Here is an 18,643-nt window from a genome sequence, read left to right as displayed (position 1 = left end):
TGTCAAGCACAACACGTTTGATGGGTGCCTTATGGGTCCCTCCGCATTGATACTCTGTGAACTCGGCCAGGCCCGGAAGGGAGCAACCGCAGCAGAGAACTCAAGTGCCGGAGTGAGGCTTGTAGGGTATCCTTCAAAAGTGTTGTGCTTTTCGCGTTTCTGACGTTCTAGTTTTCAAATCAATCTCTTATAGACCAATCTTCGTTTTAATTTATTCTCTCTTAGTTATAGTTCTGTATTACCTATTAAGCAAATATCGTAAAGCTTTTACTCGCTGATTTCTTACCCTACCTGGATCTCAATCGGGTGCTATTTTGACTGTTGCACATTAGCAGCATATTTCGATTTATTCTAATATCTAAGAGATGCTCTGAATCTGTATTTTCCTTTCATTTATATATAGGCATAACTAAAAAGTTAATTTACATTGATGGTCAAACTATATAAAGTAAATTTAGTTTGATTATCAATGTAAATGGCAGGAAGAACAATGCATACTCACACGATACAAAAATGGCAACACGAGCATAATTTTACCAACCATAACCATCAAGGTGAGCGACGTGCGTATTATGTGCTTATCCTAACGGTCATTACCATGGTAATAGAAATTGCCGCAGGAACTATTTACGGTTCAATGGCTTTATTGGCAGACGGGTGGCATATGGGCACTCACGCAGTTGCGTTCTTGATTACCATTTTTGCATATCAATATGCCCGCAAGCATGCCAACGACAAATCGCTTGCTTTTGGTGCTGGAAAAGCCAGCGTTTTAGGGGGATTTAGCAGTGCCATTGCCCTTGGTTTAGTTGCGATGATTATGCTTGGTGAATCTATTCATCGCTTAATGTCACCACAGGAAATTCAATTTAATGAAGCTATTCTGGTTGCCATGCTTGGTCTATCAGTTAATATTATCAGTGTGTTTTTATTAAAAGATGACCATCACCATCATGATCACCACCACCATCATGATGACCACAATATGAAGGCCGCTTACTTTCATGTCTTAGCCGATGCACTTACGTCTGTGCTGGCTATATTCGCACTCGTTGCAGGGAAATACTGGGGCTGGAACTGGGTCGATGCGTTAATGGGCATTGTAGGCTCAGTGATTATTACTCGATGGGCATTTGGCCTGATTAAGCAAACGAGTCCGATCCTGCTTGATGCAAGTATTTATCCTGAGTATCAAGAGAAAATAATTAATACCTTAGAAATGGAAGACGATAATAAAGTCAGTGATGTTCACATTTGGAAAATCAGTGCTGATCACTACGCTGCAATAATTTCATTAGTTGCTAACGATCCAAAAACTGTAGATTATTACAAGCAGTTACTGACTCAATTTGATAAAATTAGTCACATAACAATTGAAGTAAACCACTTTACAGAGACAGGTCAAATTGCCGATGAAAGAACTTGAAAAACTGAATCATTCCATTATTGAATTTTATGATAAACTTTCTTCATGGGAGCAGTCCGTTGTAAAAGACAAGCATTTGTCACTTGCGCAAACCCATACCATTGAAGTGTTGGGCAATCACGGCGCAATGCGTATGAAGGAACTTGCTAGTCGATTAGGTATAACGACAGGCACACTGACTGTGCAAATAGATAAGTTGGTTCATGCTGAATTTATTCAGCGACGTCCCCACGATTCTGATCGACGCTCTATCTTGGTTGACTTAACCGACGAGGGACAGAAACTTTACCATGAACATGATGATCTACACCTCAGGTTGACTCAAGACATTACTTCTAATTTAGATGAAAATGAATGTGTCATACTTCTTAAGTGTCTATCGAAAATGAACACACAATTCTAATTTATATCTCTAGATCAAAAAAAACCTCCAATTAGGAGGTTTTATTCACTGAACCGTTACACTTGTACGTTAGGTTTTATATTACTTGTTTGATTTCTATTTTTTGATCTAAATAGGGTGCTTTTTGCGCGGGTTTAGCAGTGCTACACTGACCACTCTCAGAACATCCGATACATGTTGAACCTTTACGCTTTTCACTGATTATTTTTGAAATAGCGAGCACGACAATCAAAGTAATAACGAGAGAGACTATTATATTTTCCATAACAGTTTCCTATGCGGTATACAGATTTAACTTTTCTTCAGCCTTGCGATCACCTTTGTACATAAAGTAAAGCAAAGTACCGACAAGTATTAAAGTAACCACTAGACCGTATATAAACCCTTGGCCTAATGCCCCAGTCGTGATTAATGTACCAATCTGATAAGTGAGGAATGCAGTAACGTAACCCATGCCGAATTGGAATGCGACACCGCCCCACAACCACTTCTTATCTTCCATTTCAGCGTTCATTGCCCCCATAGCTGCAAAACACGGTGGCGTAAATAAATTGAATATCAGATAAGATAATGCCGCCACAGAAGACAATCCCATGATACTCGCAACATCTGAACCGCCAGAAATCAATGCAAGCTCTTCGGTATCAATAAAGTTAGTAATGCCATAAACAACCGCTAATGTACCTACTACATTTTCTTTAGCAATGAAACCAGTGATCGCAGCTGCAGCCAATTGCCATACTCCAAACCCAAGAGGCACTAGCACCAATGCGAATGGAGATGCCACACTCGCGAGGATACTTGTTCCTGCCGCGCCTTCAGCAACCACCTCAAACTGCCAATTAAATGTTTGCATCACTTGTACCACAGCGTTACATAACAAAATAATGGTACCGGCTTTAATAATGAATGCCTTTGCTCTTGAGAGCGTAGAAACAACCGCGCGTTTTATACTTGGGAATCTATATTCAGGTAGTTCCATGATAAAAAATGACCGCGTATTTTTTTCGCCTGTAATACGCATCACCACTAATGCACCAAAGGTGATGATTGCAATCCCCATAAAGTACATAGATGTGCCGACCCATGCCGCATCATTAAAAAACACACCCGCAAATAATGCGATCACCGGCAGTTTCGCACCACACGGTATAAACGGCGTTAACATCGCAGTGGTTCTGCGCTGTCTTTCGTTTTGGATTGTTCTGGTCGCCATGATACCCGGAATCGCGCAGCCAGTACCAATAACCATAGGAATAATAGATTTACCAGACAAACCTAGGTGTTTAAAAAAGCGATCCATAATGACGGCAACACGCGCCATATAACCGCAATCTTCAAGTAATGCTAGTAAGAAAAACAGCACCATGATCAAGGGTAAGAACCCGACTACGGCACCCACACCACCGATGATACCGTCTAGCAGTAACGCGCTTAATACCGGTGAAATATCGCTACCTAATAACCCTTCGACCCAGCCGTAAAACGCATCAATCCAACCCACCAGAACATCGGCTAAAATGGGTCCTAAATGAGTTTGTGAAATAGAGAATACGCACCACATGATCAGCGCAAAAATAGGCAGTCCTAACCATTTATTGGCAATGACTCTATCGACAGTATCTTGAGTTGTCTGGGTATTATTTTTGACTTGTCTGTGTTCTATTTTTGCTACAGTAGTTTTTACAAATTCAAAGCGTTTAATATCTGAAGCCTCGACTAATTTAGCATTGCTTAAATCAATGTTTTCATTATCAAAAGGCGCAGTTTGGTGTTTACCACTGAGCTCAACGGCTGTAGAGACTACGTTATCTAAACCATTTTTAAAGCTGTTTGTAGACGTCGTTTCAACGACAGGGCATCCAAGTATTTTACTTAATGCTTGAGTATCAATGATTGTTTTTTTGCTCTTGGTTAAATCACTTTTATTAAGAACAAGCACAATCGGAATATTAAGTTCTAATAGTTGTGTTGTGAAAAATAAACTGCGGCTTAAATTGGTAGCATCGACAATATTAAGGATCACATCTGGTTTTTCATTTTTGACAAAATCTCGCGTGATCGCTTCTTCTGAAGAAAAAGGAGACATTGAATAAGCGCCGGGTAAATCAACGACAGTAATATCAGCATTAATTTTATTAAACGTTTTCTTTAATAGCCCTTCTTTTTTATCTACAGTGACACCCGCCCAGTTTCCAACATGCGCTGTTTTCCCTGTTAAAGCGTTGAATAATGTGGTTTTTCCACTATTTGGATTACCCGCTAATGCTATTTTCAAAACAAACCCCCTAGTTATAACGGTAATAATAATAATAATCATTACCATCGGTAAGCCGTGACAACTCCCTACTGGATTGTCACGGCTTAAGATTTCAAGCGTTAATCGCTTGTATTTTTATATATGAATTGTGTAAATAAAATTAGATGAGCACTGCTTGAGCTAAGTCACTGCCGATACTGTATCTCGCGTCCTTAATACTGATGACATAACTCTCTGACAGTATCGAAATCAATGTGATGGTTTCACCTTTAAAACAGCCCAGTGTGAATAGGAAGTTGGCAATTTCTGGCTCACCTGCATCCACACCCTTAATAACGTAATCTTGGTTTACTTTAGCTTGAGATAAGTTGTGAACTGTTGCTTGTGTGGTGAGCAAGTCTTCGGATGATAATGCTAGTGAGTTATTAAATAGTGAACTGTTCATAATTACTTATCCAAATATGGCACTCTATGCCTAAGTTTATCTCTCTATTCTGACTTGCTTACGTCATAAACGTATGCATTAAATGATAGTCATTATCATTTAATGCAATCATACTATGAAAATAATTTTATTCATTGACTTAGATCATTAACCCTTTATAGGTAGCTATTTTTTTAGTTAATATTATTCCTGTAGGCATCAAATGCTAACTTGATCCAATAGAATTCCAAATCATGGAGAAGAATATCCAACTCTAGATTAGTGCAATAGAGCTAAGCCGTTTCTGCTCATTATGGCTTAACGCATTTGCTCATGTGATGATTGTGAGTTGCTTTTCACATCACATCATTTACAGAAATGAACCGAAAACAGTGGCACTATCATTTTTGGTATTGTCACAAGTTTTGAAACCCGAAATTAATCTGAGTGTTTAGCATTAGCCGACCAACGGATGTATAAATACAAACCAGATAAGAAATAAGTGCCAGCATCACTGTGCTCACAAATATCATAAATAGCGGTGTTTAAATATGCCATGATGAAGGAAAATAAGGTAAAACATGATGCATCTATCATTTAATTAAAATACAAGGAGTAGGGTGGAGGGCTTAACTTCTGGCTCTTTTAAAGAAGTTATTTAATGACTATTCCCATCACATTAGAGAGATATTATGAAGGAAGTAAGTGTTTACTATCCATTTTTGTTTTCAAGTTTCAATCGCGATCATAACCTACAGTTAATTGATTTAAAGTGGAAAGCTTTTGAATCTCATGATTTTTTAGGCGATGGAGAAGATTGGGCGTTGCTGTTAGAAAATATGCTTTCAGAAAAGAACCCAAGTTTATTAGAAAAACTGACATTTGGTGATGAAACGCTAATGTTTAGTATTCACAGTGAAGATAAAGATGCATTGCATGCAATTGCTGAAATGGTCTTTGAATTTTATGATGATGATGATTTATTAGATGCGTGTATCACCCGTTATGCTCAGTACGAATTTGAACCCGAATTAATAAATAACAAGTAAATCCAGTTGGTACCTACGGCGCACCTGATTTTAGCGAATTATAGTGGTTGATTGAATTTAGCCACTCACTTATAGGTTATTAAATTTGTTCGATACAGATTTCTAGTCTGATTTCACTCTCTCGACTAAAAAATTCACCGCAGCTTTTATTTTCGGTACTTGATAACGCTGTTTTTGATACAACAGAAATACGCCCAAGTTTGCCTGCCGAGTGATATCAATGCCCAACGTGGCATCATCAAGATACCTAAACCCGCAATGGCTTTTTCTACCCGCCACTTACCATTCAAGGCTTCACCATGCCAGATCATTTTCATCAAGTGCCTGCACTGCTAGAAAAACTAACGCCTTACGTGATGGCTGGTAAAATTAAACACAAGTCGCATGTATTAGAAGGATTAGAATCATCTATTGGTGGCTTAAACTTATTCTTTACTGTCGAAAACAAAGGTAAGTTGATTGTAAAACTATAACTGCCGACAAGATATGTCGATAAAGCTTGGGCTAAAGAACAGGGTAAACAGCATGAATTGCAAATGGCCTCGATTCTGACGCCTATGCTGAACAAGTACGAGCTGAGCAAAAGCTAAGTATAGAAAAGGGCATTAGCTCGGTGCCTACCTTCATTATTAATAACAAGTATTCAATAGCTGGTGGACAAACTACTGATACTTTCAAACAGGTATTAACGGAAATTACGCAGGAAACATAAAAAGGCAGGACATCCAGTGTGCGTCTATTGTTTTAATTAATAGCCAATATTATTTTACTCAAGCCTTGGTTTCTTGTTATAAATATATTTTGTCTGAAGAGTTGAAGTGATGCATATTTTAAATTTTGAAGCGTTCTTGATCGCGATTACCATTTTAACATTAACACCAGGTCTTGATACCGCCCTGGTGATCCGTAATAGTAGCCGTTCCGGATTTATGGCTGGGTGCGTGACCAGCCTCGGTATCTGCTCGGGGTTGTTTGTACATGCCATGTTCTCTGCACTCGGCATCTCAGCTATTTTGTTGCAATCGGCTGATCTTTTTCAATTGGTAAAATGGGTTGGCGCGGCATATCTAATCTGGTTAGGCCTTGGTAGTTTTCGCGCTATCTACAAAGGTAGCAATAAAATCGCTATGCTCGAGGAAGATAACGTAACATCTAGCTCTAGACGTTCAATGCGTGAGGGCTTTCTATCCAACGTACTTAATCCTAAAACTGCCATTTTTTATCTCGCGTTTTTACCGCAATTTATCGATCTTAATTATTCACCGATTGTGCAATCGTTTACTATGGCAAGTATCCATTTTTTAATCGCCATGATCTGGCAATGTAGCTTAGCTTTTGCCATTAATTCAGCCAAAAAATTGTTTAAAAGCAGTGCAATGATGAATTGGATGGAAGGTGTGACGGGCACTGTGCTAATTTTATTAGGCGCGAAATTATTGCTGTCAGCTGATAAGCTTTAGTTCTTCCCATGTTCGGATTCGTTGAAGGCGTGTTATAACGCCCCCCCAGTTCAGAGGCCAAATTTATTCTACCTCTACACACCAAACTTCAGTAACCAATAAATGATGTCTACATTGTTATGGGAAGCTAACTTTACCCTTAAGCTGTGAGCTACACCTATTAATAAACAACATATTTTATGAAATAGAGTGGCAAAATAAGTCATTCTACTATTTTTTTACTATTATTTTAATATATTGTCTAATTGATGATCCTTAAAGGGACTTGGAGCCAACAACTTGCGTATAAAAATTGTGACGATATTTTTTTTAATTGGGCTAATAGGATCACCTATGGTGAGCATGGCCGCAGACTTATCTAAACCAGAAAGTGCCGTTATCCTCACTGTTAGCGGTAATATTGATACTACAAATATTAATGGCGAGGCCCAATTTGACCGTCAGATGTTGGAACAACTACCCCAAACCAAGATCACTACCCATACACCTTGGACAGAGGGGGAGCATGTTTATGAAGGGGTACTATTAAATACTCTTTTAGCGCACGTGGGGGCTTCGAGTCATAAGTTAGTGGCGAAAGCGTTGAACGATTACCATACTAAAATCGATCTGGCAGCACTCAAGGATTACCCAATACTTCTAGCTATAAAAACTGATGGCGTTTTCATGCGTGTACGTGATAAGGGACCTATTTGGATTATCTACCCCCTGTCTGATTATGCAGAGCTCGATACTATCAGTTACCATGAAAATATGATTTGGCAGCTTTACAGTCTGGAGGTGTATTGATGAATAGAGTTAAACTTTTCATCCTCACTTTTGTCGTTATTATGTTTGCTGCCAGCTCCATAATTAGCACTCAACGCCATACTCAAGTTACTGATATTCTAACCGTTTCGATGAAAACAGTCGGCTGGGCCGCTTCCGAGTTGGAGCTAGAAATGCTCAAGTTTATACAAGCGTTAACGCGAACTGCGCTAAATGATATGAGAGTAGAAGATTTGCAGCGACGTTTCGATCTGCTCTGGAGCAGGGTTGGAGTATTATCGGTAGGAGAGGAAACCCGCGAATTTCGCAGTCAGCCTGGAGCCATTGAGTTATTGCAGAATATCAAACAGCGCTTGGTTGAACTAGAGCCTGAGGTACTGAGTCTCAAGATGGGTGATCAAAATGCAATAAGGATAGTACAAGAACTTAAGCCCTTCCAAACACAGGTGAGAGAGTTTAACGTAAATAGTTTCTCCGGTGAAAGAGCGTGGGGTGGCCTGAAACAGATCTACAGTCTTCAGAATGGCGCCAACATGTTTTTGCTCGGTTTATTGCTGAGCGGCAGCATTCTCGTATTGCTGGTAATTCGTGAGAGCGCTATTAACCGCAAGCAAGCATTGCATGATAGCCTGACCGGCTTAGCAAACCGCCATTTTTTTCAAAATAATCTGGAAAAAACCATTGCACATTCTCGGCGTAACAATTCCCGTACTGCTGTCCATATGATCGATATGGATGGATTCAAGGAGATTAATGATCGGTTGGGGCATGCAGTTGGAGATGCGTTGCTTCAGGTGGTCGCCACACGCCTAGCGCAGAGCGTTGGCTTGTCAGATGTCGTCGCTCGTTTGGGCGGGGATGAATTTGGCATAATTCAGAAAAACATTACCAATTCGGATGAATGTGTCCAGTTAGCGCAACGTATTCACGAGCTGATAAATAGTGAAATAAATGTTCACGGCTATCGGATATATTCGGATGTTAGTATCGGTATCAGTATTTTTCCTGATGATGCAGAGCATCCTGATAAGTTGTTGAACAATGCTGATACTGCTATGTATTGTGCCAAAAACAATGATGAAGCGTATTACCGATTGTTTGAGCAAGAAATGAATGATAGCGTTCTACGTTATAGAATATTAGCAGAAAGCTTACAGGTAGCATTAGAGCATGACCAGCTCCAGCAGATTTACCAACCCATTATTTGCCTCAAGACAAAACGAATCGTTTCGGTTGAAGCTTTATTGAGATGGCATCATGAACAATATGGTTATATCCTTCCGCTTGAGGTCGTTTCCATCGCCGAAGAAGCAGGTTTAGCGGATAAATTAAATGAATGGGTATTATTAAAAGCATGTTCTCAAAATATGAGCTGGAGGAAAGCTGGTTTACCATGGATTCAAGTATCTGTGAATATCTCTCCTGCTATGTATACGCGATATGATCTTGTGGGTGTCGTCAGCCGTACGCTATCCATTACAGGCTTGCCAGCAGACCAGTTGATTATCGAAGTAACTGAAGATACCACAATGCAAGACATTGAGAGCTCACCAGGCATACTACACAAATTACGTCGTCTGGGAGTAGAATTGGCGTTGGATGATTTTGGAACGGGTTACTCTTCTCTTAGTCATCTCAAGAAAATGCCATTTCAGAAGCTTAAAATTGATAAAATCTTTATCCAAGAACTGAATAATGCACCTAGAGACATGAGTTTTATCCGAACTATTATCAACCTAGCCCATGGACTTGGTATGCAGGTAGTGGCTGAGGGGATTGAAGTCATCGACAATTACGAGGAGCTTTATTTAGAAGGTTGTGAATATGGTCAAGGTTATCTGTTCTATAAGCCTGTCACAAGTAATGAAATTGAATGCATTTTACAAGAAAGTTTGAACTTGAAGTACCTACGTAATCAGGTATGAACTAGATACTCGCCCAGATCGATTACTTAATCATATTGACAATATAGCCAGTCTTATAGATAATTCGTCATAATGTAGTAAGAAGAGTTTATGATGCTAATACCAACGCATGTAATTAAGGTGATCTGTTTGTTGCTCGTGAGTATTGTACTCTCAAGCCTGACGGTCTATGCCCCTCTTTCTGCTCATAATCGGTCATATAAAGCTGAAGCTGTCGAACATGAAATGCATTGCGATACAGCATGTATGATGGCAACCCCTGCAGAGGGGAACTGCTGCGATCCTTTAGCAAGTAATATTGAAAATCAGTGTTGTTTCCCAAACGCGACGACAAGTTATACCATCATTTCTATGTCACCTTTGAATTCTCGTCAGCCTTTCACGTTAAGCCTTATTCAGCGAGACACATCCCAAGTTAGTTTTGCCATACCCGATCTGTTGTATCGACCTCCTATCGTTTAATATCAGCCTAATACTCACATCCGCACTCCTATTCGAGTGAGATATATCTATTATTTTCGTGAATGTCTACTCGTTGTAGAAAGCATCGACGATCAGAAATATTATCGAATAGAATGTTTTTTAACTGATAATTAAAGGGTTATAGAGACCAGTGAAAATACTATTATTTTGCTCTCTACTTTTCTCGATCAATTTTGCCTATGCAGATAGCAAAACTTTGTTTGAGCAGGGAGAACATTTATTCAGAACCGCAGGTGGATACGGTTGCTCGACATGCCATGGTATGTTCGCCCAAGGCGGCGGCAATGTTGGCGGTGATGTCAGAGGCAAAGGTATAGACAAACTTAACCGCGCTTTAAAGAAAGAACCCACGATGCTGTTGCTCAGTAACGCACTTGATCTAGCGCAGCGAGAACTACTTGCTTCATACCTTATCGAGCTAGGGAAAATACCATCCGTAGAATGGATAATTGATGACAAGGTTGCTCCCAGCAACGCATCTATACAAGAGGGTGCGCTAAGTCAGCTGGTTCTGGTCAATAAAAGATTAGAGACAATCAAAGTAGCACTGCCGTTTGTGGCTCAATCCTCATTTATTGAGATGAAGCCATATGAGACCAAAGCAGTTCAATGGATACCTAAAAAGGGAACTATTGAACTGGTCTATAAGCAAAGTGTGCTAGCAATCGAAATTAAGTAATACACCCAAATTTAAGGAATTTAAAATGAAAACAATTACAAAACTAATTGCAATATTATCACTCACGTTTACTTCTGTTGCGTTCGCCAAACCGACGATTGAGTTATACAAGTCTCCATCATGTGGTTGCTGCGTTGAATGGGCAGACATCATGGAAGACAAAGGCTATAAAGTGAATGTGCATCACCAACGTGACTGGAGTTCTGTGAAGAAGAAATTCGGCATGCCGAATCAGTTAAAGTCTTGCCACACGGCAGTTGTCGACGGTTATATGGTTGAAGGGCATGTGCCCGAAAAGGACATTGCGCGTTTACTTAGCGAACGACCAACCGATATATCAGGTCTTACCGCTCCTGGCATGCCACAGCACTCGCCAGGCATGGCAGCCCCAGGTCAAGACTACAAAGATTTTAACGTGATTGCTTTTGATGAAAATGGAAATTTGAGTTTATATTCGAAGTATTAAGATAATAACGAGGTAGGGCAGCAAGTGTTGCTCTATCTATCTATTAACACAAAAAATCAGCTGTTTTTGTTAGCTGTCTTCGTATAGAATCGGCCATATAATGTTACTGATTAATATTGTCTAAAATTGGCAAGTCCAAAACAGTAGCTTGGGTATAAACCTTCTTATCTCTTTCTAAAATGACATAAAACAAATGAATGATAAAACGATAGTAACTCACAACGGTAAGTTTCATGCAGATGATGTTTTCAGTATCGCTGCACTTAAAAATATTTTTCCTGCTTTTAAACTCGTGCGCACACGTGATTTAGAGATTATTGGCGAAGCTGATCTTGTGATCGATGTAGGTGGTGAATATGATCCTGATACAGGTCGTTTTGATCATCACCAACGTGGTGGTGCGGGTGAGCGTGAGAATGGTATTCCTTATTCTTCATTTGGTTTAATTTGGCAGAAATACGGCTTAGAAATATGCCAAGGTAACCAAGAAATCGCCGACGCAGTGGATGCCGGTTTAGTGTCTACGATTGACGCGGTTGATTGTGGTTATGTTGAAGGTGTTGCTCAAGGTATTAGCCTTAGCCAAACTATTTCAATGTTTAACCCTACTTGGGAAGAAAACAGTGATCTGGATGCATGTTTTGATGAAGCGGTTGCTTTTGCATCGCGCATTTTAACGCGTTTTATTGCCTCTGCGACTGGTGGCATTAATGCGAAAGATATTGTCGCTAAAGCGATTGATAATGCCGACGATCCAAGAGTGATTGTATTAGAGCAATATACGCCGTGGAAAACAACGGTTCTAAATTTAGCCGCTGAAGCTTTATTTATGGTTTACCCATCTCAGTCTGGTAAATGGATCATTCAAGCGGTACCCGTTGAACTTGGTTCATTCGAAGACAGAAAGTCATTGCCTAAACCATGGGCTGGCTTGTCTGAGCAAGCGTTTAAAGACGAGACTGGCCTTGATGATGCTATGTTCTGCCATAATGGTTTATTTATTGCAGGTGCAGCATCGTTTGAAAGCACGATGAAAATGGCTGCTATGGCACTGCAAGCATAGACCTTTTGTTACGTGATTAATGCCCACAAAGCAGCCTTAAAGAGGCTGCTTTTTAATTGATACATAACGGATGTACATCCCCCTCATCGCCTTCCTGTCGTTTTTAACCAACAGCTTCACTTTCAACATAATGTTTTCAACCTTACTGTCACACTTTTCGATTTATTTTCTACGTTTTTTAATCGCGTAACTACTATTTTTGTAGTTTTGGTTAATTTTGTCAGACCTATCGGCTCTGCTTGGCACTGCTGTATACCAAACGGATCATTTAACAGAGCCTATTACATCCAAAGATGAATATAACTCAAGGAAGAAAATACGATGCCTAAAGATAACACCAGCTATTTAACCCCAACATATGGCCGAGTACTATTCAATGAAGACATTCCTAAAAACAAGCTACCGGAAAACTCTCACGAGCCACGTGCGGTATACCGTTTTATCCGAACCGAGGTTTTAGGATGCACTGCTGAAATCGAGAAACGTTGTGTGAAAACACTACTCGACTTATATCACGCGCCAGCCCCTATGTTAGATGCTGAAGAATTAGCCAAAGATGATCATCAGCCAAGCAGCTGGGGTACGCTAGCGGTTGGTTCGTCAGAAGCGTTAATGTTATGTGCCTTATCGCATAAGCGTCGTTGGATGGATTCACGTAAAGCACAGGGACTGAGTACCGAGCGACCTTGTATTGTATTAGGCTCTGATGTGCACATTACTTGGGTTAAGTTTGCTGAGTATTTTGATGTAGATATTATTTGGGTACCGATTACAAAAGAAAATAATTATGCGATTTCAGCAACTCAAGTTGAAGACGTTATAAATAACCCTACGATTAGTATTAATACACCCAATGATACTGCCGTAAGTAATAAGCAAATCATTTGTGTGGTTGCTGTCATGGGAACCTCATACACAGGTCAGAACGATCCGGTGTCAGACATTAATGATGTGTTAGTGAAGTTTAAAAATAGCACGACTGAACCATTAGATATTCCACTCCACGTTGATGCCGCCAGTGGTGGTTTTATCGAACCATTTCGTCAGCACAGTGACGGTCAGCAAGCGGAGTTAAAATGGGATTTCAGCTTAGAGCAGGTGAAAACTATCAATGTTTCCGGACATAAATCTGGTTTAGTTTATCCAGGGATCGGCTGGGCACTATGGCGAGATATTAAAGATATTCCGAAAGCCTTATTTGTCACCACCAACGTGCTGGGTTTTGATGAGTCAACGTATAGCCTGAACTTTTCGCGGGGCAGTTCAATGGTATTGGGTCAGTACTATAACTTTTTACGCCTGGGTAAGAATGGTTACTGCTCTGTGATCCAAAACTTAATGGGCATTGCGCAGCATTTATCAGCAGGGCTAAACCGCATTCGAGTGACCGTTATCGAAGACGGCAATGATGAAGCCTTGTTAAGCGATTATAAGGTATTGGAAATAGTCAATGATGGCGCTTATTTTCCTGCTTGTGCCGCTAAGCTGAGTCTGGGGCAACAATCTGACAGTCTGAGTGATAACGATTATTTATACAATGAGCATGATGTGGTTGCTAAGTTAAAACAAAATAACTGGATTGTGCCGGCATTCTCGATGCCGCTTGATGCAACTTCACCGATAGACCCTCAGGACCCCAATGCTCCCACTGTTAATATGATGCGTATGGTTGTCAAAGAAAGCTTTAGTTGGGATATGGCCGAACAGTTAATCAAAAACATTGCGCAAGCGATAGGCACACTCGAGGTCCAAACTCGTGCTTTGCGTTATCCTGATAATAAATTTAGTGTTCAAGTTAGACTCGATGAGTCCACTACGTCGAATGCTGGTGGAGATGAAAGTCAGCGCCGTTTTACGTTGTTGACGCAAGCTAATGAAGGCGTTTTATTTCAACAACATCAAAAAGTATCGGTTGCAGATAGTTCGTCACTCAAACTTGATATTGACCTAGATATTCATGCATAAGCAAGACTCGTATTAGTACTATTAGTGTGCCGAATTTGTCTCTGCACACCTTGTCTTTGCAAATTATATCGACGTCAGTTTGAAGAGAAAATGTTTGTTGCGCGTATCGTGATGCAATAAACCTCGACAAAAAGTACAAGTAATGGTCATGTTTTTCGCTTTTTAGCCGATATAGTCTATTAATGCACAGCTTGTTTAGAGGATCTATGATTTCAAAACTTAAAATTACATTTACAGATAAACTAGTGATGAAATTATCACTATTCAACAAAATGTATTTACCTGCTTATATAGCAACCATTTCAACGATTACTTTTTTATCATTTTATGCGTCCGTGACGGATATTTTAGCAAACAATAACATTGTAATGCCAAGCCATTTAGAGTTTAACAATGTTGCAATGCTCGCGGTCATGTTCCTTTTTACTTGTTATTTTTTTGCTTATGCAGTAAAAGCTAATATTTTACCGTTACTAAAGCACATTGAAAATGTAATGAACAATATCGACCAAGGTAATATTCATTCACGTATCGGTTTGAGTGGCCAAGACGAATTTGGTCGCATTGGCGCTGCGATTGATAAGACACTTAATAGTTTGTTTGACATGGTGACGACGGTAACCAATAGCGTGAATGAGCTGAGTAGCAATACTCGCAACATTTCATCGACAGTGGCAACCAATGAAAGTCTGATCCAAAAACAACACAGTGAAGTTCAAGCATGTAATAGTGCAATGGAGTCTATGAGTTATGCCATTTCACAAGTATCTGACAACGCCGAGAATGTAAAAGACATCGCTGATTTAGCGCAAAACTCTGTGAGTGAAATGAATGAAAATATATCTGATTTAGTTGATAACTTTGGTTCCCTAACGAAGGACATACAACAATCGAGTGAAGCCGGTAATAACTTAAAAACAACCTCGGATAAGGTAAAACAGGTGCTTGATGTGATCACTGGCATCTCGGAACAAACCAATCTGCTCGCGTTAAATGCGGCAATTGAAGCGGCTCGTGCTGGTGAGTCTGGTCGAGGATTTGCTGTGGTTGCTGATGAGGTTCGCCAACTTTCCAAGCGTACTAAGCAGGCGACAATCGAAATTAATCAAATGATTGAAAACCTAGATCAAACATCGAATGAATTAATCAAAAGTGTTGAATCAAACATTTCGAGTACTGGAGAGATGTTAAAAGATGCGGAGAATATAAAATTCAGTATGAATAATATGTCCGGTTACTTTCAAGACTTGTCAGGAAAAACCAATGATATTTCAACTGCGGCCATGTCTCAAATTAGTGTTTCACAACAATTAGCCACAAGTTTAGGCATATTCAGCGAATCTTCAGAGCAATCATTAACGAGCTTAACAGCGCTGAATAAAGATAAAGAGTCTTTAATTGCAGTCTCTGTGCAACTCGATGACTGTTTAGAAAATTATAAACATTAATGACGGTAAATAAAACCTAGGTGAATAAATCTTAACATGTCACGATACTCTCTTTAACAGGGAGTTAGTGACATGCAGTTAAATTTTACCGACCTATCAGCTAATCAACGTTATCATTTGATGACACAAACTATCATTCCACGCCCTATTGCTTGGGTACTCACCGACTCGGGTGATGAGAATTATAATTTAGCGCCGTTTTCTTATTTCACTGCTGTATCCAGCAAACCCGCCTTGTTAATGATATCCGTTGGTAAAAAGCCTAATGGTGACAATAAAGATACGCTCACCAACGTGCTTAAGAATAAGAAAATGGTCATCCACATTGCCGCTGAACATCAAGCTGAGATTGTTACCCAAACTGCTGCGACATTAGCGCACGGTGAATCTGAACTTGCTAATGCCGGACTAACCACATCTGCATTTGACGACTTTCCACTGCCGCGGCTAACACAATGCGACATAGCCTATGGTTGCGAGCTTTATGAGATTAAAGAACTCGGTGATATACCGCAAACGCTTATCTTTGTTGAAGTTAAACAGCTTTACATCAATGACACGGTAGTCAGTCAAGATGCTAAAGAGCGATTGAATATTGCCGCAGATAAAGTTAAACCTCTTGCGCGGTTAGGCGGCGGGGAGTATGCATCAATTACAGCCCCATTTAGTATTCAACGTCCGGAGTAACTAAGGTTATTCCATCGCATAACTATATGCCATTTGGTTTTTGATGGCGCTTATGGCGACAAAGATAAATAACTGCAGCTTACAGGGGGGAGTACAAAAGCTGTTTGTGATAACATAAAGGCAATTAGTCGGTGTTCAGCCACTATTTAGTACTCATATATTGATATACATCAGGTGAATCGACTACCTAGTGAGTTATTGTTATTTCGCTAGTTAATGCAGAATGTTAAGGAATTGAATTTGAAAAATAAGCATATTTTGGTTGTTGAAGATGAAGTGATAACCCGAGCTAAACTGGTTGGTTATTTTCAACATGAGGGTTACCAAGTTAGTGAAGCTGCGAGTAAAGCAGAAATGAATATCGTGTTAGCCAATCATCACATCGATCTTATTATGCTCGATATCAACTTGCCAGATGAAGACGGCTTGATGATCACCCGAACTCTGCGTAGTCAGTCAAATATCGGTATTATTCTGGTTACCGGGCGCATTGATGCCATTGATAAAATTGTTGGTCTAGAAATGGGCGCGGATGACTATGTTACCAAGCCTTTTGAATTACGCGAGTTACTCGTACGAGTAAAAAACCTGTTGTGGCGTATTTCGTTGACCACTCAGGCCAATAATGAATTAGAAAATGCGATTAAAGATGAAAAAAACGATGCGTTATTTCATTTTGGCTCTTGGAGTTTTGATAAAGCTAAGCGAAAACTGTGTCAAAACGGCGAGCAAATAAAACTGACTAAAGCGGAATACGAAATGTTAGTTGCCTTCACAGCCCATCCTGAACTGGTTTTATCTCGAGACCGATTACTGAGCTTGATCGACCATCGCGTTGAGGCACCCAATGATCGTACGATAGATGTATTAGTACGTCGACTACGTAACAAAATAGAATCAGACCCTAAAAATCCGGAATACTTAGTGACCGTTCATGGCGAAGGCTATTTATTTGCAGGGGAGCGGCGTTAACAGCGGTCTTAATTGTTCTTAACCTCATTCTAAGCACTGCTCTTAGCATTGTTTAGAGACAATGCTAAGCACAATGTTAAGGATTAACCGAATAAACAGGCTTGAAATAACTGGGTGACAACGATTGCTCAGTTGGGAATTGGGCTAACCGTTCTTTGGTTAGTGTTAATATTTCAGGCCCCTGATTTTTGATAATTGCTAGCTTTAATAAATAATCAGTAGCCTGATCGATTGCCATTGCCCCCTGTAATACCATTTGGTCAGTATTGGCCATCAGAATTTTGCCACGCTTGATACCACGATAAACACCATGGCTGAGGTAATGACTTAAAATTTGCGGACGTTGATGTTCCTCTAATTTGACTAATTCACCAATGGCCATTTCTGCCATCACGGCATTACCAGCCAGATAGTCCAGATCAGAAAATTCAGCGAGCGTTTCACTTAACAATGAAAACTGACGCATTTTATTATTAAAGCCATATTTGATTGAAACGATCTCAACATCACTGTTTTTCAACGCCTCTTGCAGGCCCAAGGTCGCTTGTTCACTGCCGCCACCGGCTTTTGGACCGGGAAACCAAACCAGCTTTAACTTAGTTTTACTGGTTGTTTTTGGATGTTTGTTACTCAGGAACTGACCTAGTTTTGCGCCCATTTGATACCAAGAAACACCTGTGCGACCAGTCAGATTCGTGGTGGTGACTTCATTAACCAAACCAAATAATGGCACGGTTTTATTCAGTTCCGCGAGTTTGATACTCAGTTGTTTATAGTATACCGCCCCGACTAATATCGCGTCGGCTTGCCATTGCAGGCATTGTTCAATTTGTGTCCATTGCTCCTGACTATTTTGATAACCGCCAGCTTCCAGCACTTTTAATGAAATACCTCTTTGTTTTGCACGTTCAGTCATGCCAAAATTGATGCTTAACCAATATGAGTCTTTTAAGTGTGGATAAACCGCACAAAGTCGAACCCTGTCTTGTGAGTGAACGGTTTGTGATTGAATAGTTTCTTGTGACTCGTTAGCTGCCGCCCAAGCGGGTAAGTTGAACAGTAACGTAATGAATAAAAACAAAGGTTTCACGATAATTCTCTCAATAGATGTCACAATAAATCTCTCACTAGATGTCACAATAAACAGGTACCACTGGATCAGTTA

Annotated in this window: 19 protein-coding genes, 1 other RNA gene and 2 pseudogenes; 17 read left to right on the top strand and 5 right to left on the bottom strand. The window is 40.0% G+C overall.

Annotated features, from left to right (window positions below):
* Positions 1–30: 30 nt before the first annotated feature.
* The 3 genes from ffs to HRT96_RS14580 all read left to right on the top strand — a co-directional run bounded on the left by ffs (position 31) and on the right by HRT96_RS14580 (position 1,829).
* An RNA gene (ffs, locus tag HRT96_RS14590) (signal recognition particle sRNA small type) lies at positions 31–127 on the top strand.
* 363 nt (positions 128–490) lie between these two features.
* The gene (gene dmeF / locus HRT96_RS14585) at positions 491–1,426 is read left to right on the top strand and encodes a CDF family Co(II)/Ni(II) efflux transporter DmeF (protein WP_293158125.1); all 936 of its coding nucleotides are present in this window, start codon (positions 491–493) and stop codon (positions 1,424–1,426) included.
* A complete protein-coding gene (locus HRT96_RS14580; protein ID WP_293158122.1) occupies positions 1,413–1,829 on the top strand; it encodes a MarR family transcriptional regulator in 417 nt (138 codons plus the stop codon). The genes dmeF and HRT96_RS14580 overlap by 14 nt, the downstream gene beginning before the upstream one ends.
* Positions 1,830–1,905: 76 nt before the next feature.
* On the opposite strand, the gene HRT96_RS14575 is transcribed toward HRT96_RS14580, so the two are convergent.
* The 3 genes from HRT96_RS14575 to HRT96_RS14565 all read right to left on the bottom strand — a co-directional run bounded on the left by HRT96_RS14575 (position 1,906) and on the right by HRT96_RS14565 (position 4,534).
* Positions 1,906–2,094 carry a FeoB-associated Cys-rich membrane protein gene (locus HRT96_RS14575; protein ID WP_293158119.1) on the bottom strand — a complete coding sequence of 63 codons (189 nt, stop codon included), beginning with the start codon at positions 2,092–2,094 and terminating at the stop codon, positions 1,906–1,908.
* A gap of 9 nt (positions 2,095–2,103) precedes the next feature.
* Positions 2,104–4,107, bottom strand: coding sequence for a ferrous iron transporter B (locus tag HRT96_RS14570; RefSeq protein WP_293158116.1), 2,004 nt, complete (start codon positions 4,105–4,107; stop codon positions 2,104–2,106).
* A gap of 142 nt (positions 4,108–4,249) precedes the next feature.
* Positions 4,250–4,534, bottom strand: a complete 285-nt coding sequence (locus tag HRT96_RS14565; protein WP_293158113.1) for a FeoA family protein — start codon at positions 4,532–4,534, stop codon at positions 4,250–4,252.
* A 671-nt stretch (positions 4,535–5,205) separates the two neighbouring features.
* Between HRT96_RS14565 and HRT96_RS14560 the strand changes: the two genes are divergently transcribed.
* Positions 5,206–5,562, top strand: coding sequence for an Imm51 family immunity protein (locus tag HRT96_RS14560; RefSeq protein WP_293158110.1), 357 nt, complete (start codon positions 5,206–5,208; stop codon positions 5,560–5,562).
* Between the two features lie 102 nt (positions 5,563–5,664).
* On the opposite strand, the pseudogene HRT96_RS14555 reads toward HRT96_RS14560, so the two are convergent.
* Positions 5,665–5,849 (bottom strand): annotated as a pseudogene (locus HRT96_RS14555) (LysR family transcriptional regulator); the annotation flags it as partial.
* Here HRT96_RS14555 and HRT96_RS14550 point away from each other — a divergent pair.
* From HRT96_RS14550 to torR, 13 genes and pseudogenes are all read left to right on the top strand, one after another.
* A pseudogene (locus HRT96_RS14550) lies at positions 5,841–6,035 on the top strand (NADP-dependent oxidoreductase); the annotation flags it as partial. The pseudogenes HRT96_RS14555 and HRT96_RS14550 overlap by 9 nt on opposite strands.
* A gap of 56 nt (positions 6,036–6,091) precedes the next feature.
* Complete coding sequence (locus tag HRT96_RS14545) at positions 6,092–6,274, top strand: DsbA family protein (protein ID WP_366051161.1); 183 nt, start codon at positions 6,092–6,094, stop codon at positions 6,272–6,274.
* Positions 6,275–6,383: 109 nt separating this feature from the next.
* Positions 6,384–7,022, top strand: a complete 639-nt coding sequence (locus HRT96_RS14540) for a LysE family translocator (protein WP_293158107.1) — start codon at positions 6,384–6,386, stop codon at positions 7,020–7,022.
* 333 nt (positions 7,023–7,355) lie between these two features.
* Entirely contained in the window at positions 7,356–7,811 is a 456-nt protein-coding gene (locus HRT96_RS14535; protein WP_293158105.1) for a hypothetical protein, read from the top strand.
* Positions 7,811–9,715: an EAL domain-containing protein gene (locus HRT96_RS14530; RefSeq protein WP_293158103.1), complete on the top strand. Its 1,905-nt coding sequence runs from the start codon at positions 7,811–7,813 to the stop codon at positions 9,713–9,715. The genes HRT96_RS14535 and HRT96_RS14530 overlap by 1 nt, the downstream gene beginning before the upstream one ends.
* Before the next feature lie 90 nt (positions 9,716–9,805).
* Positions 9,806–10,177 carry a hypothetical protein gene (locus HRT96_RS14525; protein ID WP_293158102.1) on the top strand — a complete coding sequence of 124 codons (372 nt, stop codon included), beginning with the start codon at positions 9,806–9,808 and terminating at the stop codon, positions 10,175–10,177.
* Between the two features lie 151 nt (positions 10,178–10,328).
* On the top strand, positions 10,329–10,877 hold the full coding sequence (locus tag HRT96_RS14520) for a hypothetical protein (RefSeq protein ID WP_293158100.1): 549 nt from the start codon (positions 10,329–10,331) through the stop codon (positions 10,875–10,877).
* 25 nt (positions 10,878–10,902) lie between these two features.
* Positions 10,903–11,343, top strand: coding sequence for a DUF411 domain-containing protein (locus HRT96_RS14515; RefSeq protein ID WP_293158097.1), 441 nt, complete (start codon positions 10,903–10,905; stop codon positions 11,341–11,343).
* 193 nt (positions 11,344–11,536) lie between these two features.
* Positions 11,537–12,406: an MYG1 family protein gene (locus HRT96_RS14510; RefSeq protein WP_293158094.1), complete on the top strand. Its 870-nt coding sequence runs from the start codon at positions 11,537–11,539 to the stop codon at positions 12,404–12,406.
* A 321-nt stretch (positions 12,407–12,727) separates the two neighbouring features.
* Positions 12,728–14,371: a pyridoxal-dependent decarboxylase gene (locus tag HRT96_RS14505; protein ID WP_293158091.1), complete on the top strand. Its 1,644-nt coding sequence runs from the start codon at positions 12,728–12,730 to the stop codon at positions 14,369–14,371.
* A 248-nt stretch (positions 14,372–14,619) separates the two neighbouring features.
* Entirely contained in the window at positions 14,620–15,819 is a 1,200-nt protein-coding gene (locus tag HRT96_RS14500) for a methyl-accepting chemotaxis protein (RefSeq protein ID WP_293158190.1), read from the top strand.
* Between the two features lie 72 nt (positions 15,820–15,891).
* The gene (locus HRT96_RS14495; protein WP_293158088.1) at positions 15,892–16,506 is read left to right on the top strand and encodes a flavin reductase family protein; all 615 of its coding nucleotides are present in this window, start codon (positions 15,892–15,894) and stop codon (positions 16,504–16,506) included.
* A gap of 216 nt (positions 16,507–16,722) precedes the next feature.
* Complete coding sequence (torR, locus tag HRT96_RS14490; protein ID WP_293158085.1) at positions 16,723–17,478, top strand: two-component system response regulator TorR; 756 nt, start codon at positions 16,723–16,725, stop codon at positions 17,476–17,478.
* Positions 17,479–17,554: 76 nt separating this feature from the next.
* Here torR and torT read toward each other — a convergent pair whose 3' ends face one another.
* Complete coding sequence (gene torT, locus HRT96_RS14485) at positions 17,555–18,568, bottom strand: TMAO reductase system periplasmic protein TorT (RefSeq protein WP_293158082.1); 1,014 nt, start codon at positions 18,566–18,568, stop codon at positions 17,555–17,557.
* Positions 18,569–18,643 lie beyond the last annotated feature (75 nt).

Source organism: Moritella sp. (assembly GCF_013215705.1).
GTDB lineage: Bacteria > Pseudomonadota > Gammaproteobacteria > Enterobacterales > Moritellaceae > Moritella.
The sequence above is the reverse complement of the archived record's forward strand: the minus strand, read 5'-3'. Positions and strand labels throughout refer to the sequence as shown.